Source organism: Mycobacterium sp. NGS15, assembly GCF_059813245.1.
On sequence record NZ_JCALEF010000002.1, the window covers coordinates 614,960 to 632,012 of the forward strand.

The following is a 17,053-nucleotide window of genomic DNA, read 5'->3' on the forward strand; positions in this document are numbered from 1 at the left end:
GATGGCACGATGCGTCCTCCGCTGTCCGATTACCAGCATGTGGCCAGCGGAAAGGTCCGTGAGCTGTACCGAGTCGACGACGAGCACCTGCTGTTCGTCGCCACCGACCGAATTTCCGCGTTCGATTTCATCCTGGATACGCCGATACCCGACAAGGGGCGCATCCTCACGGCGATGAGCGTGTTCTTCTTCGGACTGCTGACCGTGCCGAATCATCTGGCCGGCCCGCCCGATGATCCGCGCATCCCCGAGGAGGTGCTGGGTCGCGCGCTGCTGGTGCGCCGGCTCGACATGCTTCCCGTGGAGTGTGTGGCGCGCGGATACCTCACCGGATCCGGACTACTGGACTATCAGCGCACCGGCGCGGTATGCGGCCACGTGCTGCCACAGGGTCTTGGTGAAGCCAGTCGGCTGGATCCGCCGTTGTTCACCCCGGCGACGAAGGCCGATATCGGGGAGCACGATATGAATGTCGACTTCGCCGCGGTGGTGGACCTTGTCGGCGGTGTGCGCGCCAATCAACTGCGTGATGAGACCATTAAGATCTACACCCGAGCTGCAGCGCATGCGCTGGATAAGGGAATCATCTTGGCCGACACAAAATTTGAGTTTGGAGTGGATGTAGAGGGCACCCTGGTGTTGGCCGATGAGGTGTTCACTCCCGACTCGTCCCGCTACTGGGATGCCGCCAACTATCAGGCCGGTGTGGTGCAGGACAGCTTCGACAAGCAATTCGTGCGCAACTGGCTCACCGGGCCCGAATCGGGATGGGATCGCGCGTCGGACACGCCGCCGCCGCCCCTGCCGAAAGCGGTGGCCGCGGCCACGCGTGAGCGGTACATCGAGGCATATGAACGCATTTCGGGGCTGAGCTTCGCTGATTGGATCGGTCCGTCGGCGTGAGCGGGCCAGTACGCCCGCCCACCGCGAACCGCATCGACACGTTGCGCGAGTACCACGGGGATACCTTCGTGGACCCATACGAATGGATGCGTGAGAAGGAAAATCCGGCGGTCATCGCGCATTTAGAGGCCGAGAATGCATATGTCGATGACCAGCTCGGGCACCTGGAAGCTTTACGTAACAGCATCTTCGGTGAGATCAAGTCCCGCACCAAGGAGACCGACCTCTCGATCCCCACTCGGATGGGGCAGTGGTGGTACTACGCCCGTAGCTTCGAGGGCAAGCAGTACGGCACCCACTGTCGTTGTCCGATAGGCGAATCATCCGGGGCCGAAAGCTGGGCGCCACCGACACTGGACCATGATGTTCCGGGGGAACAGATCCTGCTCGACGGGAACGTGGAGGCGGAGGGCCACGACTTCTTCTCCCTTGGGGCCGCGACCGTCAGCCCGGATGGGAACACGCTGGCCTACTCGGTCGACGTTGTCGGCCACGAGATGTACACCCTGAGGTTCAAGGATCTGCGGACGGGTGAGATGTACCCGGACGAAATCGCTGACATCGGCGCGGGCGCTACCTGGGCGATGGACAGCCGCACCGTGTACTACCCCGTGATCGATGAAGCGTTCCGGCCCTACGCCATTCGCCGGTACACAGTGGGTAGCGGTGTGGAACCTGTCGAAGTGTTCTCCGAGCCGGACGAGCGTTTCTGGATCGGGGTAGGCCGCACCCGCAGCGACCGCTTCGTCGCCATCAGCGTGCACTCGTCGGTGACCTCCGAGATCTTGATCGGTGACGCCCGCGATCCCGCCACGACCTTCTCGCCGATTTGGCTGCGTCGCACCGGTATCGAATACACCGTCGATCACATTGTGGTTGGCGGTGAGGATCGGCTCTTGATCCTGCACAATGACGGCGCGGTGAACTTCGCACTCGCGGACTTGCCCTTCGCGGCCGTCGCCGATGGTCCGGTGGACCCGGCATTGGCGCGCACCCTGATCGCCCATCGCGACGACGTGCGCCTAGACGGTGTGGAAGCTTTCGCCGAGCGGTTCGTGATCGGTTATCGACGAGAGGCGTTGCCGCGCATCCAGGTATGGCCGATCAGTGCGGACGGATACGGCGCACCGCAGGAGGTCGAGTTCGACTCGGAGCTGATGCTGTCCGGATTGGGCGACAACCCCGAATGGAACTCGCCGCTGCTGCGCGTCGGTTGTACATCCTTCATCACACCGACCCGGGTATACGACCTCGACGTTCACACCGGGGAGCGCACCCTGCTCAAGGAGCAGCCCGTGCTTGGCGGCTACCGCCGTGACGACTATGTGGAGCGCCGGGAATGGGCAATCGCCGAGGACGGCACCCGGATACCGCTGTCGGTGGTCCACCGCAAGGACACTTCTGAACCGGCGCCGACCCTCCTGTACGGATATGGCGCATATGAGATGTGCGAAGACCCGCAGTTCAGCATCGGACGACTCTCGCTGCTGGATCGGGGACTGGTGTTCGTCATCGCCCATGTGCGCGGTGGAGGCGAGATGGGCCGCCTCTGGTACGAGGACGGCAAGATGCTGTCCAAGAAGCACAGCTTCACTGACTTCGTCGCGGCGGCAAGGCATCTCGTCGAAGCCGGAACTGCGCTGCCGGACCGGCTCGCTGCCTGGGGAGGGAGCGCGGGCGGCCTGTTGGTGGGTGCCGCGGTGAATTTGGCGCCCAACTTGTTCGCCGGCGTGTTGGCGCAGGTGCCCTTTGTGGACCCCGTCACCACCATCTGCGATCCGTCGCTGCCGCTCACCGTCACCGAGTGGGATGAGTGGGGAAATCCTCTGGAAGACAAGGATGTTTACGACTACATCAAGTCGTACTCGCCCTACGAGAACATTCGTGCCACCGAGTACCCGACCATTCTCGCGATGACCTCTCTGCACGACTCGCGGGTGCTGTATGTGGAACCTGCCAAATGGGTTGCCCAGCTGCGGCATACGACTACCGGCGATCGCCCCATCCTGATGCGCACCGAGATGACGGCCGGGCACGGCGGCATCAGCGGGCGCTATGAGCGTTGGAAGGAGACCGCATTCCAGCTCGCCTGGATATTGGATGTTCTTGGGGCCAACGAGGAGAAGCCGGATGTCTGACGAAGTTGTCGTCGTCACCGGTGCCGGTGGGATGGGCAAGGTGATCGCCCGCCGTCAGGGCATCGGTAAGACACTGCTGATTGCCGACCACAACGCCGAGGCGCTGCAGGCGGTCGTCGACGAACTGGCTGCCGACGGGCACAACGTTATTGGCCGCCGTGTCGATGTCTCCTCACGCGAGTCGGTGGCTGGGCTTGCCGCAGCCGCCGCGGAGCTCGGGCGGGTCACCCAGCTGGCGCATACCGCGGGCCTGTCCCCGGCGCAGGCTCCGACACAGGCCATCCTCGCTGTCGATTTGGTTGGGGTGGCCCTGGTTTTGGAGGAGTTCGGCAAGATCGTTTCTTCGGGTGGCGCGGGCGTGGTGATTGCCAGCATGGCCGGTCACATGCCCATGGAACTCTCGGCCGAGCAGGAACAGGAGCTCGCGACCACCGGCGCCGAGGATCTACTCGGATTGCCGTACGTCCAGAGCATTGAGTACCCCGCGGTGGCGTACCAGTTATCCAAGCGTGCCAACCACATTCGCGTTCGAGCGTTGGCCCGGCAGTGGGGTGCGCGGGGGGCTCGCATCAACTCGATCAGCCCGGGGGTGGTGTCCACCAGGATGGGGCATCAGGAACTCGCCTCGGAGACCGGCGCCATCACGAAGGCCATGATCGACGGGTCCGCAACCGGACGGATCGGCGCGTCCGACGATATCGCCGCGGCAACGGCATTCCTGCTCGGCCCCGAGTCCTCGTACATCACCGGGACCGATCTGTTGGTCGACGGGGGAGTCGTCGCCGCGGTACGTTCCGGTCAGCTGTTCAGCTGATGACCGCGTCCATGTCCTCCAGCGTTCGGCCCTTGGTCTCTTTCACCCAGCGTGCGACGAACACCAAGGACAGCACCGCACAGATCGCATAGAACCCGTAGGCGATTCCCAGTGCGTCACGCAGCGCGGGGAAGGTGACGGTGACCAGCCAGTTGGCGGCCCAGTTCCCCGCCGTAGCCACTCCCATGGCCGCGGCCCGGATCCTGTTGGGGAAGATCTCGCCGAGCAGTACCCAGACCACCGGACCCCAGGACATTCCGAATGCCACGACAAACAGGTTGGCGGCGACCAGGGCAACGGGACCCGCCACGGGGCCCAGGTGTGGTTTGCCGTCCACGACGGTGGCCAAACTGAAGACGATGGACATGGTGCTGAGCGTCGCGGCCATTCCGGCCGAACCAATGAGCAACAAGGGTTTGCGGCCCACGCGGTCGATCAACGCGATGGCCACCAGTGTTGTGGCGATGTTCGTGATCGAGGTGATGACCGTGATGGTGAAGGACGAGCTCTCGCCGAACCCGACGGCCTGCCACAGCACATTCGAGTAGTAGAAGATCACGTTGATGCCGACCAACTGCTGAAATACTGCTAGCGCCACACCAACCCAAACTATGGCGTGCAAACCACCGGAGGGCTTGCGCAGATCGCGCCATGAGGGCGCGGTGCTTTGATCGAGTGTCTCTTGTATTCGGGTGATCGTGATGTCCAGGTTCTTCTCTCCGAGCAGCCTGGTCAACACCGTGCGTGCCTCGGGAATCCGGTGGGTGGCTACAAGATAACGCGGCGACTCCGGGATGGTGAACGCCAGCGCGCCGTAGACAAATGCTGGTAGCGCCATCGCCAGAAACATCCATCGCCACGCCGGCAGGCCCAACCACAATTCACCGCGCGAGCCACCCGCCAGGTGGGCCAATAGCCAATCGATAGTGAGGGACAAGAAGATTCCGGTCACGATCGCCAATTGCTGTAGAGAACCCAACCGGCCGCGGATATTCGACGGGGAGGTTTCTGCGATATAGGCCGGTGCGATCAGCGAAGCGACGCCCACCCCCACTCCGCCGATCACGCGAAAGATGACGAGCAACTCGACGTTCGGCGACAGCCCGGCTCCGACCGCACTCAGCAGAAACAGGGCGGCGGCGATCTTCATGACGGCCACCCGCCCGATCCTGTCGGCGACGCGCCCGGCCGTCATGGCACCGAGGGCGGCCCCGAGGAGCGCGGAGGCGACCGCGAATCCCAGCTGCGCATCCGGGATGGCGAACTCGTCCTGGATCGCCTGTACGGCACCGTTGATGACCGCACTGTCGTATCCGAAGAGCAGTCCTCCCAGCGCCGCCACCGAGGCGATCCGCAGGGCACTGCGGCCAGAGGAGAATTCGTTCTCCTCGCTCATATGTCCTCCCGCAACGTTGCGTAATGTGCGAACAGTCAACCATCGCGACACCGGTAACGTGGTGAGCATGACCGATCTCGCCGCTATCCCGTTGACCGCACTCGACGGCTCCGCGCTGTCATTCGCCGATTTCGGTGATAACGCCGTGCTGGTCGTCAACGTCGCGTCCAAATGTGGTCTCACCCCGCAGTACGCGGTGCTGGAGAAGTTGGCCACCGACTACGCCGACCGTGGCCTGACGGTGCTCGGTGTGCCCTGTAACCAGTTCATGGGACAGGAGCCCGGGACGGCGGAGGAGATCCAGACGTTCTGCTCCACCACGTACGGAGTGACCTTTCCGCTGCTGGAGAAGGTCGATGTCAACGGTGAGAACCGGCATCCGCTGTACGTCGAGCTCACCAAGACCGTGGACTCCGAAGGCGCGGCCGGGGACGTGCAGTGGAACTTCGAGAAGTTTCTGATCGCACGCGACGGTTCGGGATCTCTCCGGCCGGTCGGCCGGTTTCGGCCGACGACGGTGCCGGATGCTCCCGAGGTGATTGCGGCCATCGAAAAGGAGCTGGGGTAGCGCGCCGGAGCGTTCTTTTCGATGCGGGGTGTCTGACACCTTGCGTACATCTGAAGTTGCCACACTGGCGGCATGGCAGGACAGCTGCTGGTATCGGTATCGGGAATCTGCGACCGCACTCTCGACGAGATCGCTGTATTCACTGAGGAAATGGATAAGCGGTCGATTCCGCTGTCGTTCCTGGTGTCTCCCCGCTTGAAGGCCAAGTACCGCCTGGTGGAGGATCAGCCGACCGTCGACTGGTTGGCCGCGCGCCGGTCACGGGGTGATGCCATCGTGCTGCATGGGTACGACCAGGCCGCGACCAAGAAGCGTCGCGAGGAGTTTGCCGCGTTGCCAGCGCACGAGGCTAACCTGCGTCTGATGGCCGCTGACCGCGTGATGGAGCAGACCGGGTTGCGTACGCGTCTCTTCGCGGCACCGGGTTGGATGGCCTCGGCGGGAGCAATAGAGATGTTGCCGCGCAACGGTTTCCGTCTGAATATCGGACTTTCCGAGATTACTGACCTGGTCCGCGGCACCTCCGTGCGCGCACGGGTGCTGGGCATCGGTGAGGGATTCCTTTCGGAGCCGTGGTGGTGCCGGATGTTGGTGCTGTCAGCGGCGCGCACTGCCCGTCGGGACGGGGTGGTGCGGGTCGCCATCTCAGCCAAGCACCTTCGGAAGCCGGGTCCGCGACAGGCCATGATCGACGCCATCGATCTGTCGCTGTTGCACGGTTCGGTGCCAGGCGTCTACGAATGGTTGCCCAAGCAGGTCTTGCACAGCGTGGCCTAGTCGGTACAGTTTGCTCCATGCTTCGAGCATGGCTCTGTGTGATAGCCGGTTCGCTGACCCTGCTGTCGTGTGGGAATGGTTCCGGCTCTTTGTCGCAGACCACCTCACATTCGGCTGTGGTTTCGTCTGCGTCGTCGTCCGTGCCGCCTCGCTACGTGGATCTGACGGGGTACCGCGAGGTTGGGATGAAGGCCGATACCAACGGTTATCACGAGGGCGAGGTCAAGTCCTACTCCGGTGGCTTCAGCACGCCCGACGGATTGAGCTGCCGTTTCGCGGCCTGGAACAGCGGTAAGGGCGGGCCGCCCGGATTCGCGCGATGTTGGGGACGCTTGCCGGGTGCACCCGCGTGGGCTCGGGCCGTGAGTGCCACCAATCGCGACGTCGGGCAGTTCCTGCGCGAGGCGCCAGAGCCGGAGGACCGCGAACTCCTGCCGCTACCGCCAAAGTCGATGATTACCGTGCTGGCATTCGAGGGAGACAAAGTGTCGTGCGCCGTCGGTGATGCGGGACTGACCGCATGTCGTCTCCACATCGGAACCACTGACGGCCAATACGATCATGGCTTTGTGCTTTCACCACAAGGTAGTTGGACCTTTTAATCGTCAATCGTCCCCGCTACGGTGAACCGGTGAGTGACGCGAGTACCGATGTCATTGTCGTGGGCGCAGGTCTTGCAGGGTTGGTGGCTACCTGTGAATTGGTGGACCGCGGCAAGAGTGTCGTCGTCATCGAGCAGGAGAATGCCGCCAATCTGGGCGGGCAGGCCTATTGGTCATTCGGTGGGCTGCTCTTCGTCAACAGTCCCGAACAGCGCCGCCTGGGAATCAGGGACTCCCACGAGCTGGCCCTGCAGGACTGGCTCGGTACCGCCGGATTCGACCGTCCGGAGGACCATTGGCCCCGTCAATGGGCACACGCGTACGTTGACTTCGCGGCGGGAGAGAAGCGAAGCTGGTTGCGAGCGAGAGGTTTACAGATATTTCCGGTGGTAGCGTGGGCCGAGCGCGGCGGCAAGGATGCGCTCGGGCCCGGTAACTCGGTACCGCGATTTCACATCACCTGGGGTACTGGCCCAGGTCTGGTGGAGATCTTCGCCCGGCGCGTGCTCGCCGCTGTGGACCGCGGTCAGGTACGCATCGCCTACCGGCACCAGGTCGACGATCTGATCCTTGAACAGGGCGCCGCCGTGGGTGTTCGCGGCACTGTGCTGGAGCCGTCGACCGCGGCGCGCGGTATCCCGTCTTCGCGAACAGCTTTGGGAGAGTTCGAATTCCGTGCGCAAGCCGTCATCGTGACCAGCGGCGGTATCGGAGGTAACCACGATCTGGTCCGGGAGAACTGGCCCGAACGCATGGGGCGTGTTCCGTCCCAGCTGTTGACCGGGGTGCCCGCTCACGTCGACGGTCGCATGCTCGGGATCTCGGTGGATGCCGGCGCCCACCTGATCAATCGCGACCGCATGTGGCATTACACCGAGGGCATTACCAACCACGGCCCGATCTGGCCCGGCCACGGGATCCGCATCCTCCCCGGGCCGTCATCACTCTGGCTGGACGCCAATGGATCTCGAATACCGGCACCGCTGTTCCCAGGATTCGACACCCTGGGCACGCTGGAACATATCTGCCGCAGCGGGCACGACTACTCCTGGTTCATCCTCAATGCGCGGATCATCGCCAAGGAGTTCGCACTCTCGGGACAGGAGCAGAACCCCGACCTCACGGGCAAGGATGTGCGCGGGGTGCTGCGGCGCGGCAAGGCAGGTGCACCGGCGCCGGTACAGGCGTTCATCGACAAGGGCGTCGACTTCGTCAGTGCATCGAACCTGCCCGACCTGGTCGCGAAGATGAATGCGCTGCCGGACGTCACACCGCTGGACTACGCGACCATCGCCCAACAGGTAACGGCACGCGATCGCGAGGTGGCCAACCCCTTCGGCAAGGATCCGCAGATCGCCGCGATCCGTGCCGCACGTGCTTACCTGGCGGATCGGTTCACTCGGGTGGTGGCGCCGCACCGGCTCACCGATCCGAAGGCGGGGCCGCTGATCGCGGTGAAGCTGCATATCTTGACGCGAAAGACGTTGGGCGGTTTGGAGACCGACCTCGACTCGCGGGTGTTGCGCGCCGACGGAAGCTGCTTCGAAGGCCTCTACGCCGCCGGCGAGGTTGCCGGGTTCGGTGGCGGTGGCGTGCACGGGTATCGCGCATTGGAGGGCACGTTCCTGGGTGGCTGCATCTTCAGCGGACGGGCCGCGGGCCGGGGCGCTGCCGAGGACATTGGCTGACGACCCACTCGTCGAAACCGAGGTTGTGGCGAGAATGAGCGAGACGATCCCGCCACAACCTCGGTCTCGGCGTCAAGGGCGCTGGAGCGCTTAGAACAACACCGCGTCCTCGTGGGGTAACACCTGGAAGTCGGCGTCGGACATCTCGCGAAATCGCGTGTAGAAGAACGGGTATGCGGCCTCTTGCAGGATGCCCTGGTGAATGGGCACCGCCCGGGCCGGGTTCACCGCACGCAGGTACTCGATTGCCTCGGACACCTTCATCCACGGCGCCGCCGCCGGTAGGGCCAGCACGTCGACCTCCTCACCGGGCGCGAAGAGCGCGTCGCCGGGATGCATGAGCCGTGCGGGATGGTCGCCGTCGCCGATCAGATACGAGGTGTTGTCGATGAGCGGGATCTCCGGGTGGATGACCGCATGCTGGCCTCCCACCCCGCGCACACTCAGTTCCGCAACGGTGAAGCGGTCGCCGGCGTGCACCGCCTGCCATGGCTCGCCCAGCTGCGCCGCGGTCATCGGATCGGCGTACAGCGCGGCCCCGGGGTTGGCGTCGACCAGCGCGGGTAGCCGCTCCAGATCCACGTGGTCGGGATGCTGATGGGTGATCAGGATGGCCGACAGGCCGGTGATGCCCTCGAATCCGTGCGAGAAGTTGCCGGGATCGAACAGCAGAGTGGTGCCGCCAAAATCAGCCAGTAGGCACGAATGCCCGAAGTGGGTCAAGCGCATGAGGGGAGTCTAGGCGGGATGTGTTCCGGCCCACACGGTAAAGTCAGCGCGTGGCCCGAGTCGTCGTAAACGTCATGCCGAAACCCGAGATCCTGGACCCGCAGGGACAAGCCATTGTGGGCGCTCTCGCGCGCCTTGGCTATGCCGGCGTGGCAGACGTGCGGCAGGGCAAGCGCTTTGAGTTGGAGTTTGACGGAGAGATAGGTGACTCCGATCTCGAATCGATCGCCGAGGCGTTGCTCGCCAACACCGTCATCGAGGACTGGGAAATCGTGCGGGAGTCCGAATGACCCCACGCATCGGCGTCATCACCTTCCCCGGCACCCTCGATGATGTCGACGCCGCGCGGGCGGCCCGGCTCTCCGGTGCCGAGGCGGTCTCGCTGTGGCACGACGATGCCGACCTGAAGTCCGTCGACGCGGTGATCGTGCCCGGCGGTTTCTCCTACGGTGACTACCTGCGTGCCGGGGCCATTGCACGCTTTGCCCCCGTGATGCGCTCGGTGGTCGATGCCGCCGCACACGGCCTGCCAATCCTGGGCATTTGCAATGGTTTCCAGGTGCTGTGCGAAGCCGGGCTGCTGCCCGGAGCCTTGACCCGCAATGCCGGTCTGCACTTTGTATGCCGCGATGTCTGGCTGGGCGTCGACGCCAACAACACGGCGTGGTCCTCTCGGTACGAGCAGGGAGCCGACATCCTGGTGCCGCTCAAATCCGGCGAAGGCCGCTACGTGGCTTCCGGCGAGGTGCTCGACGAGCTGGAGGGCGAGGGCCGGGTGGTCTTCCGCTACCGCGACAACCCCAACGGCTCGATGCGCGATATCGCCGGAATCTCCTCGCCCAACGGCCGCGTGGTGGGGCTCATGCCGCACCCGGAGCACGCGACTGAGCCGCTGACCGGACCCAGCGATGATGGCCTCGGCATTTTCTACTCGGCGCTCGACGCCGTGCTTACCGCTTGAGCTGCGCCTCCAGTAGGCATTTGCTGGCGATTCGGCATATCTGCCGCATGCGCTAGCCCTGCCCGGCGGTGGGACCTATCACCAACTACAGCAGTGTTGGCTGGCTCTTCGATAGTGGAAAGCAAAGCCGAATTCAGCTGGTATGAGCATCAAGGCCTCAGCTGTTATGCAGTTTGCTGATCTCCCAGCTATGCTCCCACCAACTTAGGGAGGAGCATGTTCATGGGGTGGTCAACCAGGCGTAAAAGGCGAGGTATGGCAGCGGCCATATCGCTTGTGATCGCGGTTATCGGGTTCGCGAGCCCGGCGAGGGCAGACGGGAGTCTGGCGGACAGGCCCAGCTCACAATTGATGTTGCTGCTTCCTGACGACGCCCTTCCGGCAGACTGGAAGGTGGAGAAGGACGATCTCGCCGGCGCAACCAGCAGTGGTGACCAGTTGTGTCACCAGGCTGGCGACGCGAATGGGGCCAAGGTTAACTTTCTGGTTCGTTTGCAAGCGTTGTCGCGCTGTACGGAATTTGTCGATGTTCTTTACGGCAAAGAGAACCCCGGGGCCGATATGATCGCCTGGGCCAAGTCCATCGCGCCCGCGCAGGGGTTCAACACCCTGGAGACGGGCACCGCGTCGGTCCAGGTTTCGTCCGCGCCCGGCCCGGGCACCGCGCCGTATCCGTCGGTCACGGCGCTGATGCGGCCGGCCGACATGGACCAGGAGATTCCGGGGCAGCTGGTGACGTGGGTCCGGGTCCGTGGGCTGCTCGTTGTCGTGCGATCGTTCGCGTGGGATGCGGGTGAGGGGCGGGCGAGGCTCGACCAGGTGGTGCACTCGGCGATCGGGAAACTCCAGGGCGCCTGAGCGCGCCCGGATTACCTAGGGCAGCAGCGCGACCGACGCCTCGGCGGTGTAGCTCAGGAACGTCAGGGTCTCCTGCAGGTACAGCTGCACACTCTCGGCGTCATGGGACAGGTAGCCGATGGTGACGTCGGTGCCCAGCTGCAGATCGAAGTCGCCGCCGCGGCAGCTCAGCACGAACGCACCGTCGATCGCCGGCGCCCAGAGGATCTCCCCGGTGACCAACCGGCGGAGGTGCTCGCGGATCGGGTATCCGCGATCGGAGGCCTCGCTGACCTTCGTGTACTCCTCAGCCGACAACAGCACCGAGTACGGGCCGTCGACACCGGCCAGCCGCAGTTCCGAGAGTGCCTGCGCGACGATGTCGGGGTACTGGCGGACATCATCGGGCAACGTGAGTTCGGGATTGGAGCTGGATTCGCGGATCCCGACGATCGAGGCGGCGGGATAGCCCTCGAAGATCGCGCGGTCCTCGGCGAACGCCAGCTTTTTGGCGGCCTCCTTGACCGGGTCCCAGTCGGAGTCCTGGGAGCCGCGCTCCACGTCATCGATGGCCGATCGGGTAATGGTGAATGGGACTCGCAGCCGCACAAGAGGTTTGCTTTCCCGTAGGTGGGCTTGCACGCCGTCTGCGGGTGCCGCCACGTCGAGTAGATGTCCGGTGCTCACGGCCGCGCTGGAGGGGCCGCCCGGCTCGCTGACGTCAACCACCCGGCGTCCGGCGATATGGCGTTTGAAGGTGCGGCTGGCCTCCGTTTCGATCTCCGCCCACGCCTCGTTCGTGATGGGAGCGAGTTCGCGATACAGATTGTTCATGCCGACGTTCCTTTCAGGCTGCCGATGGATAAGGACCCTTGGTAATCAACAGATTTCGTGGCTGCCTGGATGGGCAGCGGCGGAGGAGCGTCGAGGAAGCCGGCGGATGGTGCGAAGAACAGCCCGCCGGTGACTGCGGTAGAGAAGTCCAGAATGCGGTCGGTGTTCCCCGGTGGATCCCCGACAAACATGTTGTGCAACATGCGTTCGGTGACATCCGGGGTACGTGAGTAGGCGATGTAGTACGTCCCGAACTCGGCCTTTCCGAGCTCCCCGAAGGGCATGTTGCGCCGCAGGATCTGCAGCTCGTTACCCTCGTGGTCTTCGATGACATTCAGGGCCACATGTGAATTCGACGGTTTCACGGCATCGTCGAACTCGATGTCATCGAGTTTGGTGCGTCCGATCACCTTCTCCTGCTCGTCGACGGGCAGCGCGCTCCAGGAGGCCATATCGTGCAGGTACTTCTGGATGTGCACGTAGCTGCCGGCGGCAAACTCGGCGTCCTCGGCGCCCACGAGAGCGGCCGAGGCGGCTTCGTCCCCATCGGGATTCTCGGTGCCGTCCACAAATCCCAGCAGGTCCCGGTTGTCGAAGTACTGAAATCCGTGTGTCTCGTCCACCACGGTGACGGCGCCCGCCAGGGTGGTGGTGATACGCGCGGCCAGTTCAAAGCAGCGGTCCATGGTGCTCGCGCGAATGTGGAACAGCAGGTCCCCGGGTGTGGACGGGGCGGTGTGCCGCTCACCGCGCACCTCCTGGAACGGCCACAGCTGAGCGGGCCGCGGACCGGAAAAGAGCCGGTCCCAGGCATCCGACCCGATCGCGGTGACCAGAGATAGTCGCCGCGCCGGGTCGCGGAACCCGATAGCTCTGGCTAGGCCGGACACGTCGGGCAACGCGTCGCGAACTGCTTGTTCGGCACCCTCATCGATGGTCACCACCAGGAAAATGGCCGACGAGGACAGCGGTTCCAGAACAGGCTGTGGCACGGGATCGGTCACGCCTCGACCCTAGACCCAATCCAGTCAGCCATCATGGGAAGCGTGACCGCGACCGCAACAGGACTGTGCCAATTCATCGACGCCTCGCCGTCGCCGTTTCACGCCGTGGACACGGTGGCGCAGCGCCTCCGTCAGGAAGGCTTCACCGAGCTGTTCGAGGCGCAGCGTTGGCCGGGGCACTCGGGTGACTACTTCACGGTGCGCTCGGGATCTATCGTGGCTTGGCGCGGTGTCGACATGGGAGATGAGAGTGCCTCCTTCCGGGTAATCGGTGCTCACACCGACAGCCCGAACCTGCGGGTGAAGGCCAATGCTGATCGCGTGCAAGCGGGTTGGCCCATGGTCGCTCTGGAGCCCTACGGCGGCGCATGGGTGCAGACCTGGCTGGACCGCGATCTGGGGCTGTCCGGGCGGGTGCTGGTGCGCGATGGGGATACGGTGCGGTCCACGCTGATTCGCATCCAGCAGCCAATCTTGCGGGTGCCCAATCTGGCGATCCACATGGTCAGCGCCGAGGAGCGCAAAAAATGGGTGATCGACCCGCAATGGCATGTGAACTCCGTGTGGAGCGGTGAGCGCAGCTTCGACGAGTTCATCGCCCAACAGCTGGGGGTCGCCCCGGCCGATATTTTAGGGCGCGACCTGATGGCACATGACCTGACCGCGGCCGCACTCGTCGGCCCCGATGAGAGCCTGGTCAGCGCGTCCCGTTTGGACAACCAGGCCAGCTGTTACGCCGGGCTGGAGGCATTCCTGGCTGCCGAATCGAGCTCGACGCTCGTGCTCGCGCTCTTCGACCACGAGGAGGTTGGTTCGGTCTCTGATCACGGCGCCCACTCGGACCTGTTGTCGACGGTTCTGGAACGGATCGTGCTGTCCAGCAACGGCATTCGAGAGGACTTCCTGCGACGTGCGGCTTCATCGTTGATGGTGTCGGCCGACATGGCCCATGCCACGCATCCCAACTATCCGGATCGGCATGAACCTGGCCATCAGATTGCCGTCAATGCCGGACCGGTGATCAAGATTCATCCGAATGTCCGCTATGCCACCGATGGTCGGGGTGCTGCGGCCTTTTCCCTGGCCTGCGAGCGGGCCGGGGTTCCGTTCCAGCGCTACGAGCATCGCGCGGATATGCAATGCGGTTCGACCATCGGTCCGTTCGCGGCATCACACACCGGCATGGTCACCGTGGACGTGGGGGCCGCGACGCTGGCCATGCATTCGGTGCGTGAGCTGATGGGCGCACACGACGTGCCGATGTACTCCGATGCCCTGCAGGCATTTCTGGAGCTGCCCGCTACATCGTGAAGCGCAGGTTGGTGATGATCTTCCAACCCAGGTCGGGATCGCCGTCGAGCGTGAAGCCATTGCGGTTCGCGCTGGCCCGGCCACCCAGATGCCGGGCGAACTCGCAGGTGTCTGCGGTGAGCGTCACGTGGGGGGCGCCGGAGAGTGCCGACACGATGCGCGCCCGATCGGGAATTTCGATGTCGACCTTCTGTGCACCAATCCCGTTGAGTACAAAGCGGACCCGGCTGCCATGGGGTGCGCCCGCCCGCTTCCCGATGAGGAATGGCAGCGCATTGATCAGCTCGGTGAGCGCGGGCGTCGCCGCTACCGGGTCGGCCGGTGCGGGCAATCCGAGGCTGTCGCGTACGTCTAATTCGTGCATCCAGCAGTCGAAATCACGGATCTGCATGAACCGGCCATAGCTTTCCGGTCCCACCGGGGTCACCGTCTCGGCGTTGAACTGCTCCTGGGACAGACCCTCAAGGATGGCCAGGCGCGCGCTGGTCACGGTGCGCAAGTCGTTCAACACCGCCGCAGGCGGCAGCTTGCGGTAGTAGGTCAGCCACCGTTCGTTGAGGACACCGACGGGATTGTGCACGTGCGAAAGACCGGCGACGGCCTCATCGGTGCTGGGGATCGGATCCCCCGACAGTAGACGTTCGGTGCTCACCACGTGCGCGATGACGTCCTTGACGGTCCACCCCGGCAGGACGGATGGCGCGGCCCATTGGTCGTCGCTGAGGGTGGCGCCCAACTCGTCCAGCGCGGTCCACTCGGCACCCAGCGCGGCGACGACGGGATCTTTGGCGACGATCGTGACGGTCATGGCCCTGAGACTACGAGAGCCGGCGAAGGCCTGAGCGATGAATTTGGTCGATTGTGTCGGTCCGTCTCTCTAGAGTTGTTTCATCGGGGATTTCGAGAAAGGAATCTCATGCCCGTCACATCCACATTCAGTGAGAAAACGACGCCGGAGAAGATCGGTATCGCGCTGAGCGGCATCATCCTGCTGTTCCTCTTGGGTGACGCCATACCCAAGATCTTTGGCGCAGAGTTCGCCCAGAAGGCCACCGAGCAGCTGGGTTTCCCGCCGTATCAGACCGCCCTCATCGGGTGGGTGCTGTTGGCGTGCACCATCGTGTGGGCCATTCCGCGTACCTCCGTGCTCGGCGCGGTGGGGTTGACGGCCTACTTGGGCGGTGCGGTCACGATCGATATGCACGAGGAAGTGTGGTTTGCGGTGGTCTTCGCGGTCGGCTTCGGACTGCTGATCTGGGCCGCCATGATCCTGCGCAGGCGTGACCTGCTGACTGTCCTGATCGGTGCAGATCGCTAGGAGCAGGTCTCGAACCACTGGCGAAGCTCGTTCTGCAACGTGGACCCGGTATCGAACTCCGGTGAGCAGCCGCCGACAATGACCGTTAGCGTCTCCTTGCCATATGTCGCCTCGTATTTGACTCGATGCTGGTACGCCTTGAGTAGCATCAGCTGACTCAGTGCCGCGCGTCGCCAGGCGTTCTCGCCGGCACCCGGGAGCGTGACGGTAACCAATGACTTCTCGTCGCTAGTTCCTGAGTCCCTGACGAGGCTCATCTTCACCGGGGTAATGGCGGAGAGCGCTTCCCAGAGACCGAACTCGGCGTCGGTGGGTAATCCCCGCGAGGTACCGAGTTCCAGATTGTTCACGTTTGCCGGTATCTGTCTACCGGTGGCGGTCGCGGTCCACGCTGCCTCGCGCAGGCCCGGGAAGTCGGTGGCGAGGCGACGGAAGAGAGACGAGAAGTCCTGTGTGTGGGCTTCTCTCGGCTTCCCATCGGCCGATGGGGCTAACGTCACCGTGATCTGTTTGTGGGACCGACCCTTCACGTGACTGGTATTCACGCGGATGTCGCTTCCGTAGTGCCCCCGGGTGAGCGCCCGCCACTCTTGCCAGTCGGGCACGGGTTCGGCACTTTCCATGTCGGTAGTCGCGGAGATCCCACCGCAGTAGCGATCCGGCTGAGCGACGGTGGACGGGCAGTCGCTGACGGTCAGCCGGACATTGAAATGTGCGTGGCCGGCCCCGGCTTTCGTCACCTGTTGAGTGAAGGCCTCCCAGATTGCGGTGAGCTGTTCTGGCGTGATGTCAGGCCGGACGTTGGCGTCCAGATACACCGTGAATGTGTCGTACCAGTCAATTGAGAAATTGTGAGTGGTGCTCTCGACACCGGGCAGGCCGTTGATCGCCTGTGCGATCGAACGGGACGGACTGACCTCCCGCACATCCGCCCGCGGCCAGCAAGGATGAACCCGTCAGGATCCCCACCGCGACCAGCAAAACTGCACGGAGCACGTTCCGAGTATGACGGACATGCTCGGAACGTGCGGTCCGACTGGCGCGGACAGGTCTCGAACCCGGCGGGACACACCCCTGCGGCGAGCATGATCGCGAACACGACCAGCATGATCCCGCCGACCGATATGGCCGCCCGATACGGCCAGCATGGCGCGTAGCGAGGGCAAGGCGGGT

18 protein-coding genes and 1 pseudogene are annotated in these 17,053 nt (G+C 64.0%); 13 read left to right on the forward strand and 6 right to left on the reverse strand.

What is annotated here, in order from left to right:
- The first annotated feature begins 9 nt into the window (after positions 1 to 9).
- Genes AC5Y5C_RS07290 through AC5Y5C_RS07300 form a run of 3 tightly spaced genes read left to right on the forward strand, consistent with a single transcriptional unit; the run spans position 10 to position 3,855 of the window.
- Positions 10 to 903 carry a phosphoribosylaminoimidazolesuccinocarboxamide synthase gene (locus tag AC5Y5C_RS07290; RefSeq protein ID WP_499970456.1) on the forward strand — a complete coding sequence of 298 codons (894 nt, stop codon included), beginning with the start codon at positions 10 to 12 and terminating at the stop codon, positions 901 to 903.
- On the forward strand, positions 900 to 3,041 hold the full coding sequence (locus AC5Y5C_RS07295) for a S9 family peptidase (protein WP_499970458.1): 2,142 nt from the start codon (positions 900 to 902) through the stop codon (positions 3,039 to 3,041). Before AC5Y5C_RS07290 ends, AC5Y5C_RS07295 begins: the two co-directional genes overlap by 4 nt.
- On the forward strand, positions 3,034 to 3,855 hold the full coding sequence (locus tag AC5Y5C_RS07300) for an SDR family oxidoreductase (protein ID WP_499970460.1): 822 nt from the start codon (positions 3,034 to 3,036) through the stop codon (positions 3,853 to 3,855). The genes AC5Y5C_RS07295 and AC5Y5C_RS07300 overlap by 8 nt, the downstream gene beginning before the upstream one ends.
- On the opposite strand, the gene AC5Y5C_RS07305 is transcribed toward AC5Y5C_RS07300, so the two are convergent.
- Positions 3,848 to 5,251 carry a sugar porter family MFS transporter gene (locus AC5Y5C_RS07305; RefSeq protein WP_499970463.1) on the reverse strand — a complete coding sequence of 468 codons (1,404 nt, stop codon included), beginning with the start codon at positions 5,249 to 5,251 and terminating at the stop codon, positions 3,848 to 3,850. The genes AC5Y5C_RS07300 and AC5Y5C_RS07305 overlap by 8 nt on opposite strands.
- A gap of 67 nt (positions 5,252 to 5,318) precedes the next feature.
- Here AC5Y5C_RS07305 and AC5Y5C_RS07310 point away from each other — a divergent pair, with 67 nt between their 5' ends.
- From AC5Y5C_RS07310 to AC5Y5C_RS07325, 4 genes are all read left to right on the forward strand, one after another.
- A complete protein-coding gene (locus tag AC5Y5C_RS07310) occupies positions 5,319 to 5,819 on the forward strand; it encodes a glutathione peroxidase (RefSeq protein WP_499970465.1) in 501 nt (166 codons plus the stop codon).
- Positions 5,820 to 5,891: 72 nt separating this feature from the next.
- Positions 5,892 to 6,596 (forward strand): DUF2334 domain-containing protein, encoded by a 705-nt coding sequence (locus AC5Y5C_RS07315; RefSeq protein WP_499970467.1) that lies wholly within the window; start codon positions 5,892 to 5,894, stop codon positions 6,594 to 6,596.
- A 17-nt stretch (positions 6,597 to 6,613) separates the two neighbouring features.
- Positions 6,614 to 7,198: a hypothetical protein gene (locus AC5Y5C_RS07320; RefSeq protein WP_499970469.1), complete on the forward strand. Its 585-nt coding sequence runs from the start codon at positions 6,614 to 6,616 to the stop codon at positions 7,196 to 7,198.
- Between the two features lie 29 nt (positions 7,199 to 7,227).
- The gene (locus AC5Y5C_RS07325; protein ID WP_499970470.1) at positions 7,228 to 8,886 is read left to right on the forward strand and encodes an FAD-binding dehydrogenase; all 1,659 of its coding nucleotides are present in this window, start codon (positions 7,228 to 7,230) and stop codon (positions 8,884 to 8,886) included.
- Positions 8,887 to 8,976: 90 nt separating this feature from the next.
- Here AC5Y5C_RS07325 and AC5Y5C_RS07330 read toward each other — a convergent pair whose 3' ends face one another.
- Positions 8,977 to 9,615: an MBL fold metallo-hydrolase gene (locus tag AC5Y5C_RS07330; RefSeq protein ID WP_499970471.1), complete on the reverse strand. Its 639-nt coding sequence runs from the start codon at positions 9,613 to 9,615 to the stop codon at positions 8,977 to 8,979.
- Positions 9,616 to 9,665: 50 nt separating this feature from the next.
- Between AC5Y5C_RS07330 and purS the strand changes: the two genes are divergently transcribed.
- From purS to AC5Y5C_RS07345, 3 genes are all read left to right on the forward strand, one after another.
- Positions 9,666 to 9,905, forward strand: a complete 240-nt coding sequence (purS, locus tag AC5Y5C_RS07335) for a phosphoribosylformylglycinamidine synthase subunit PurS (protein WP_070936719.1) — start codon at positions 9,666 to 9,668, stop codon at positions 9,903 to 9,905.
- On the forward strand, positions 9,902 to 10,576 hold the full coding sequence (gene purQ / locus AC5Y5C_RS07340; protein WP_499970473.1) for a phosphoribosylformylglycinamidine synthase subunit PurQ: 675 nt from the start codon (positions 9,902 to 9,904) through the stop codon (positions 10,574 to 10,576). The genes purS and purQ overlap by 4 nt, the downstream gene beginning before the upstream one ends.
- A 255-nt stretch (positions 10,577 to 10,831) precedes the next feature.
- The gene (locus tag AC5Y5C_RS07345; RefSeq protein WP_499970475.1) at positions 10,832 to 11,434 is read left to right on the forward strand and encodes a hypothetical protein; all 603 of its coding nucleotides are present in this window, start codon (positions 10,832 to 10,834) and stop codon (positions 11,432 to 11,434) included.
- 15 nt (positions 11,435 to 11,449) lie between these two features.
- On the opposite strand, the gene AC5Y5C_RS07350 is transcribed toward AC5Y5C_RS07345, so the two are convergent.
- Positions 11,450 to 12,247 (reverse strand): family 1 encapsulin nanocompartment shell protein, encoded by a 798-nt coding sequence (locus AC5Y5C_RS07350; RefSeq protein ID WP_499970477.1) that lies wholly within the window; start codon positions 12,245 to 12,247, stop codon positions 11,450 to 11,452.
- The gene (locus AC5Y5C_RS07355; protein WP_499970479.1) at positions 12,244 to 13,251 is read right to left on the reverse strand and encodes a Dyp-type peroxidase; all 1,008 of its coding nucleotides are present in this window, start codon (positions 13,249 to 13,251) and stop codon (positions 12,244 to 12,246) included. Before AC5Y5C_RS07355 ends, AC5Y5C_RS07350 begins: the two co-directional genes overlap by 4 nt.
- A 42-nt stretch (positions 13,252 to 13,293) precedes the next feature.
- Here AC5Y5C_RS07355 and AC5Y5C_RS07360 point away from each other — a divergent pair, with 42 nt between their 5' ends.
- A complete protein-coding gene (locus AC5Y5C_RS07360; protein ID WP_499970481.1) occupies positions 13,294 to 14,562 on the forward strand; it encodes a M18 family aminopeptidase in 1,269 nt (422 codons plus the stop codon).
- Here the strand turns inward: AC5Y5C_RS07360 and AC5Y5C_RS07365 are convergent.
- The gene (locus AC5Y5C_RS07365; RefSeq protein ID WP_499970483.1) at positions 14,552 to 15,370 is read right to left on the reverse strand and encodes a maleylpyruvate isomerase family mycothiol-dependent enzyme; all 819 of its coding nucleotides are present in this window, start codon (positions 15,368 to 15,370) and stop codon (positions 14,552 to 14,554) included. The two genes, AC5Y5C_RS07360 and AC5Y5C_RS07365, sit on opposite strands and share 11 nt — an antisense overlap.
- Before the next feature lie 108 nt (positions 15,371 to 15,478).
- Between AC5Y5C_RS07365 and AC5Y5C_RS07370 the strand changes: the two genes are divergently transcribed.
- Positions 15,479 to 15,880, forward strand: a complete 402-nt coding sequence (locus tag AC5Y5C_RS07370; RefSeq protein WP_499970485.1) for a DoxX family protein — start codon at positions 15,479 to 15,481, stop codon at positions 15,878 to 15,880.
- Here AC5Y5C_RS07370 and AC5Y5C_RS07375 read toward each other — a convergent pair.
- Positions 15,877 to 16,897, reverse strand: a pseudogene (locus tag AC5Y5C_RS07375) (hypothetical protein); the annotation flags it as partial. The gene AC5Y5C_RS07370 and the pseudogene AC5Y5C_RS07375 sit on opposite strands and share 4 nt — an antisense overlap.
- Positions 16,898 to 16,905: 8 nt before the next feature.
- Here AC5Y5C_RS07375 and AC5Y5C_RS07380 point away from each other — a divergent pair.
- Positions 16,906 to 17,037: a hypothetical protein gene (locus AC5Y5C_RS07380; protein WP_499970487.1), complete on the forward strand. Its 132-nt coding sequence runs from the start codon at positions 16,906 to 16,908 to the stop codon at positions 17,035 to 17,037.
- Positions 17,038 to 17,053 lie beyond the last annotated feature (16 nt).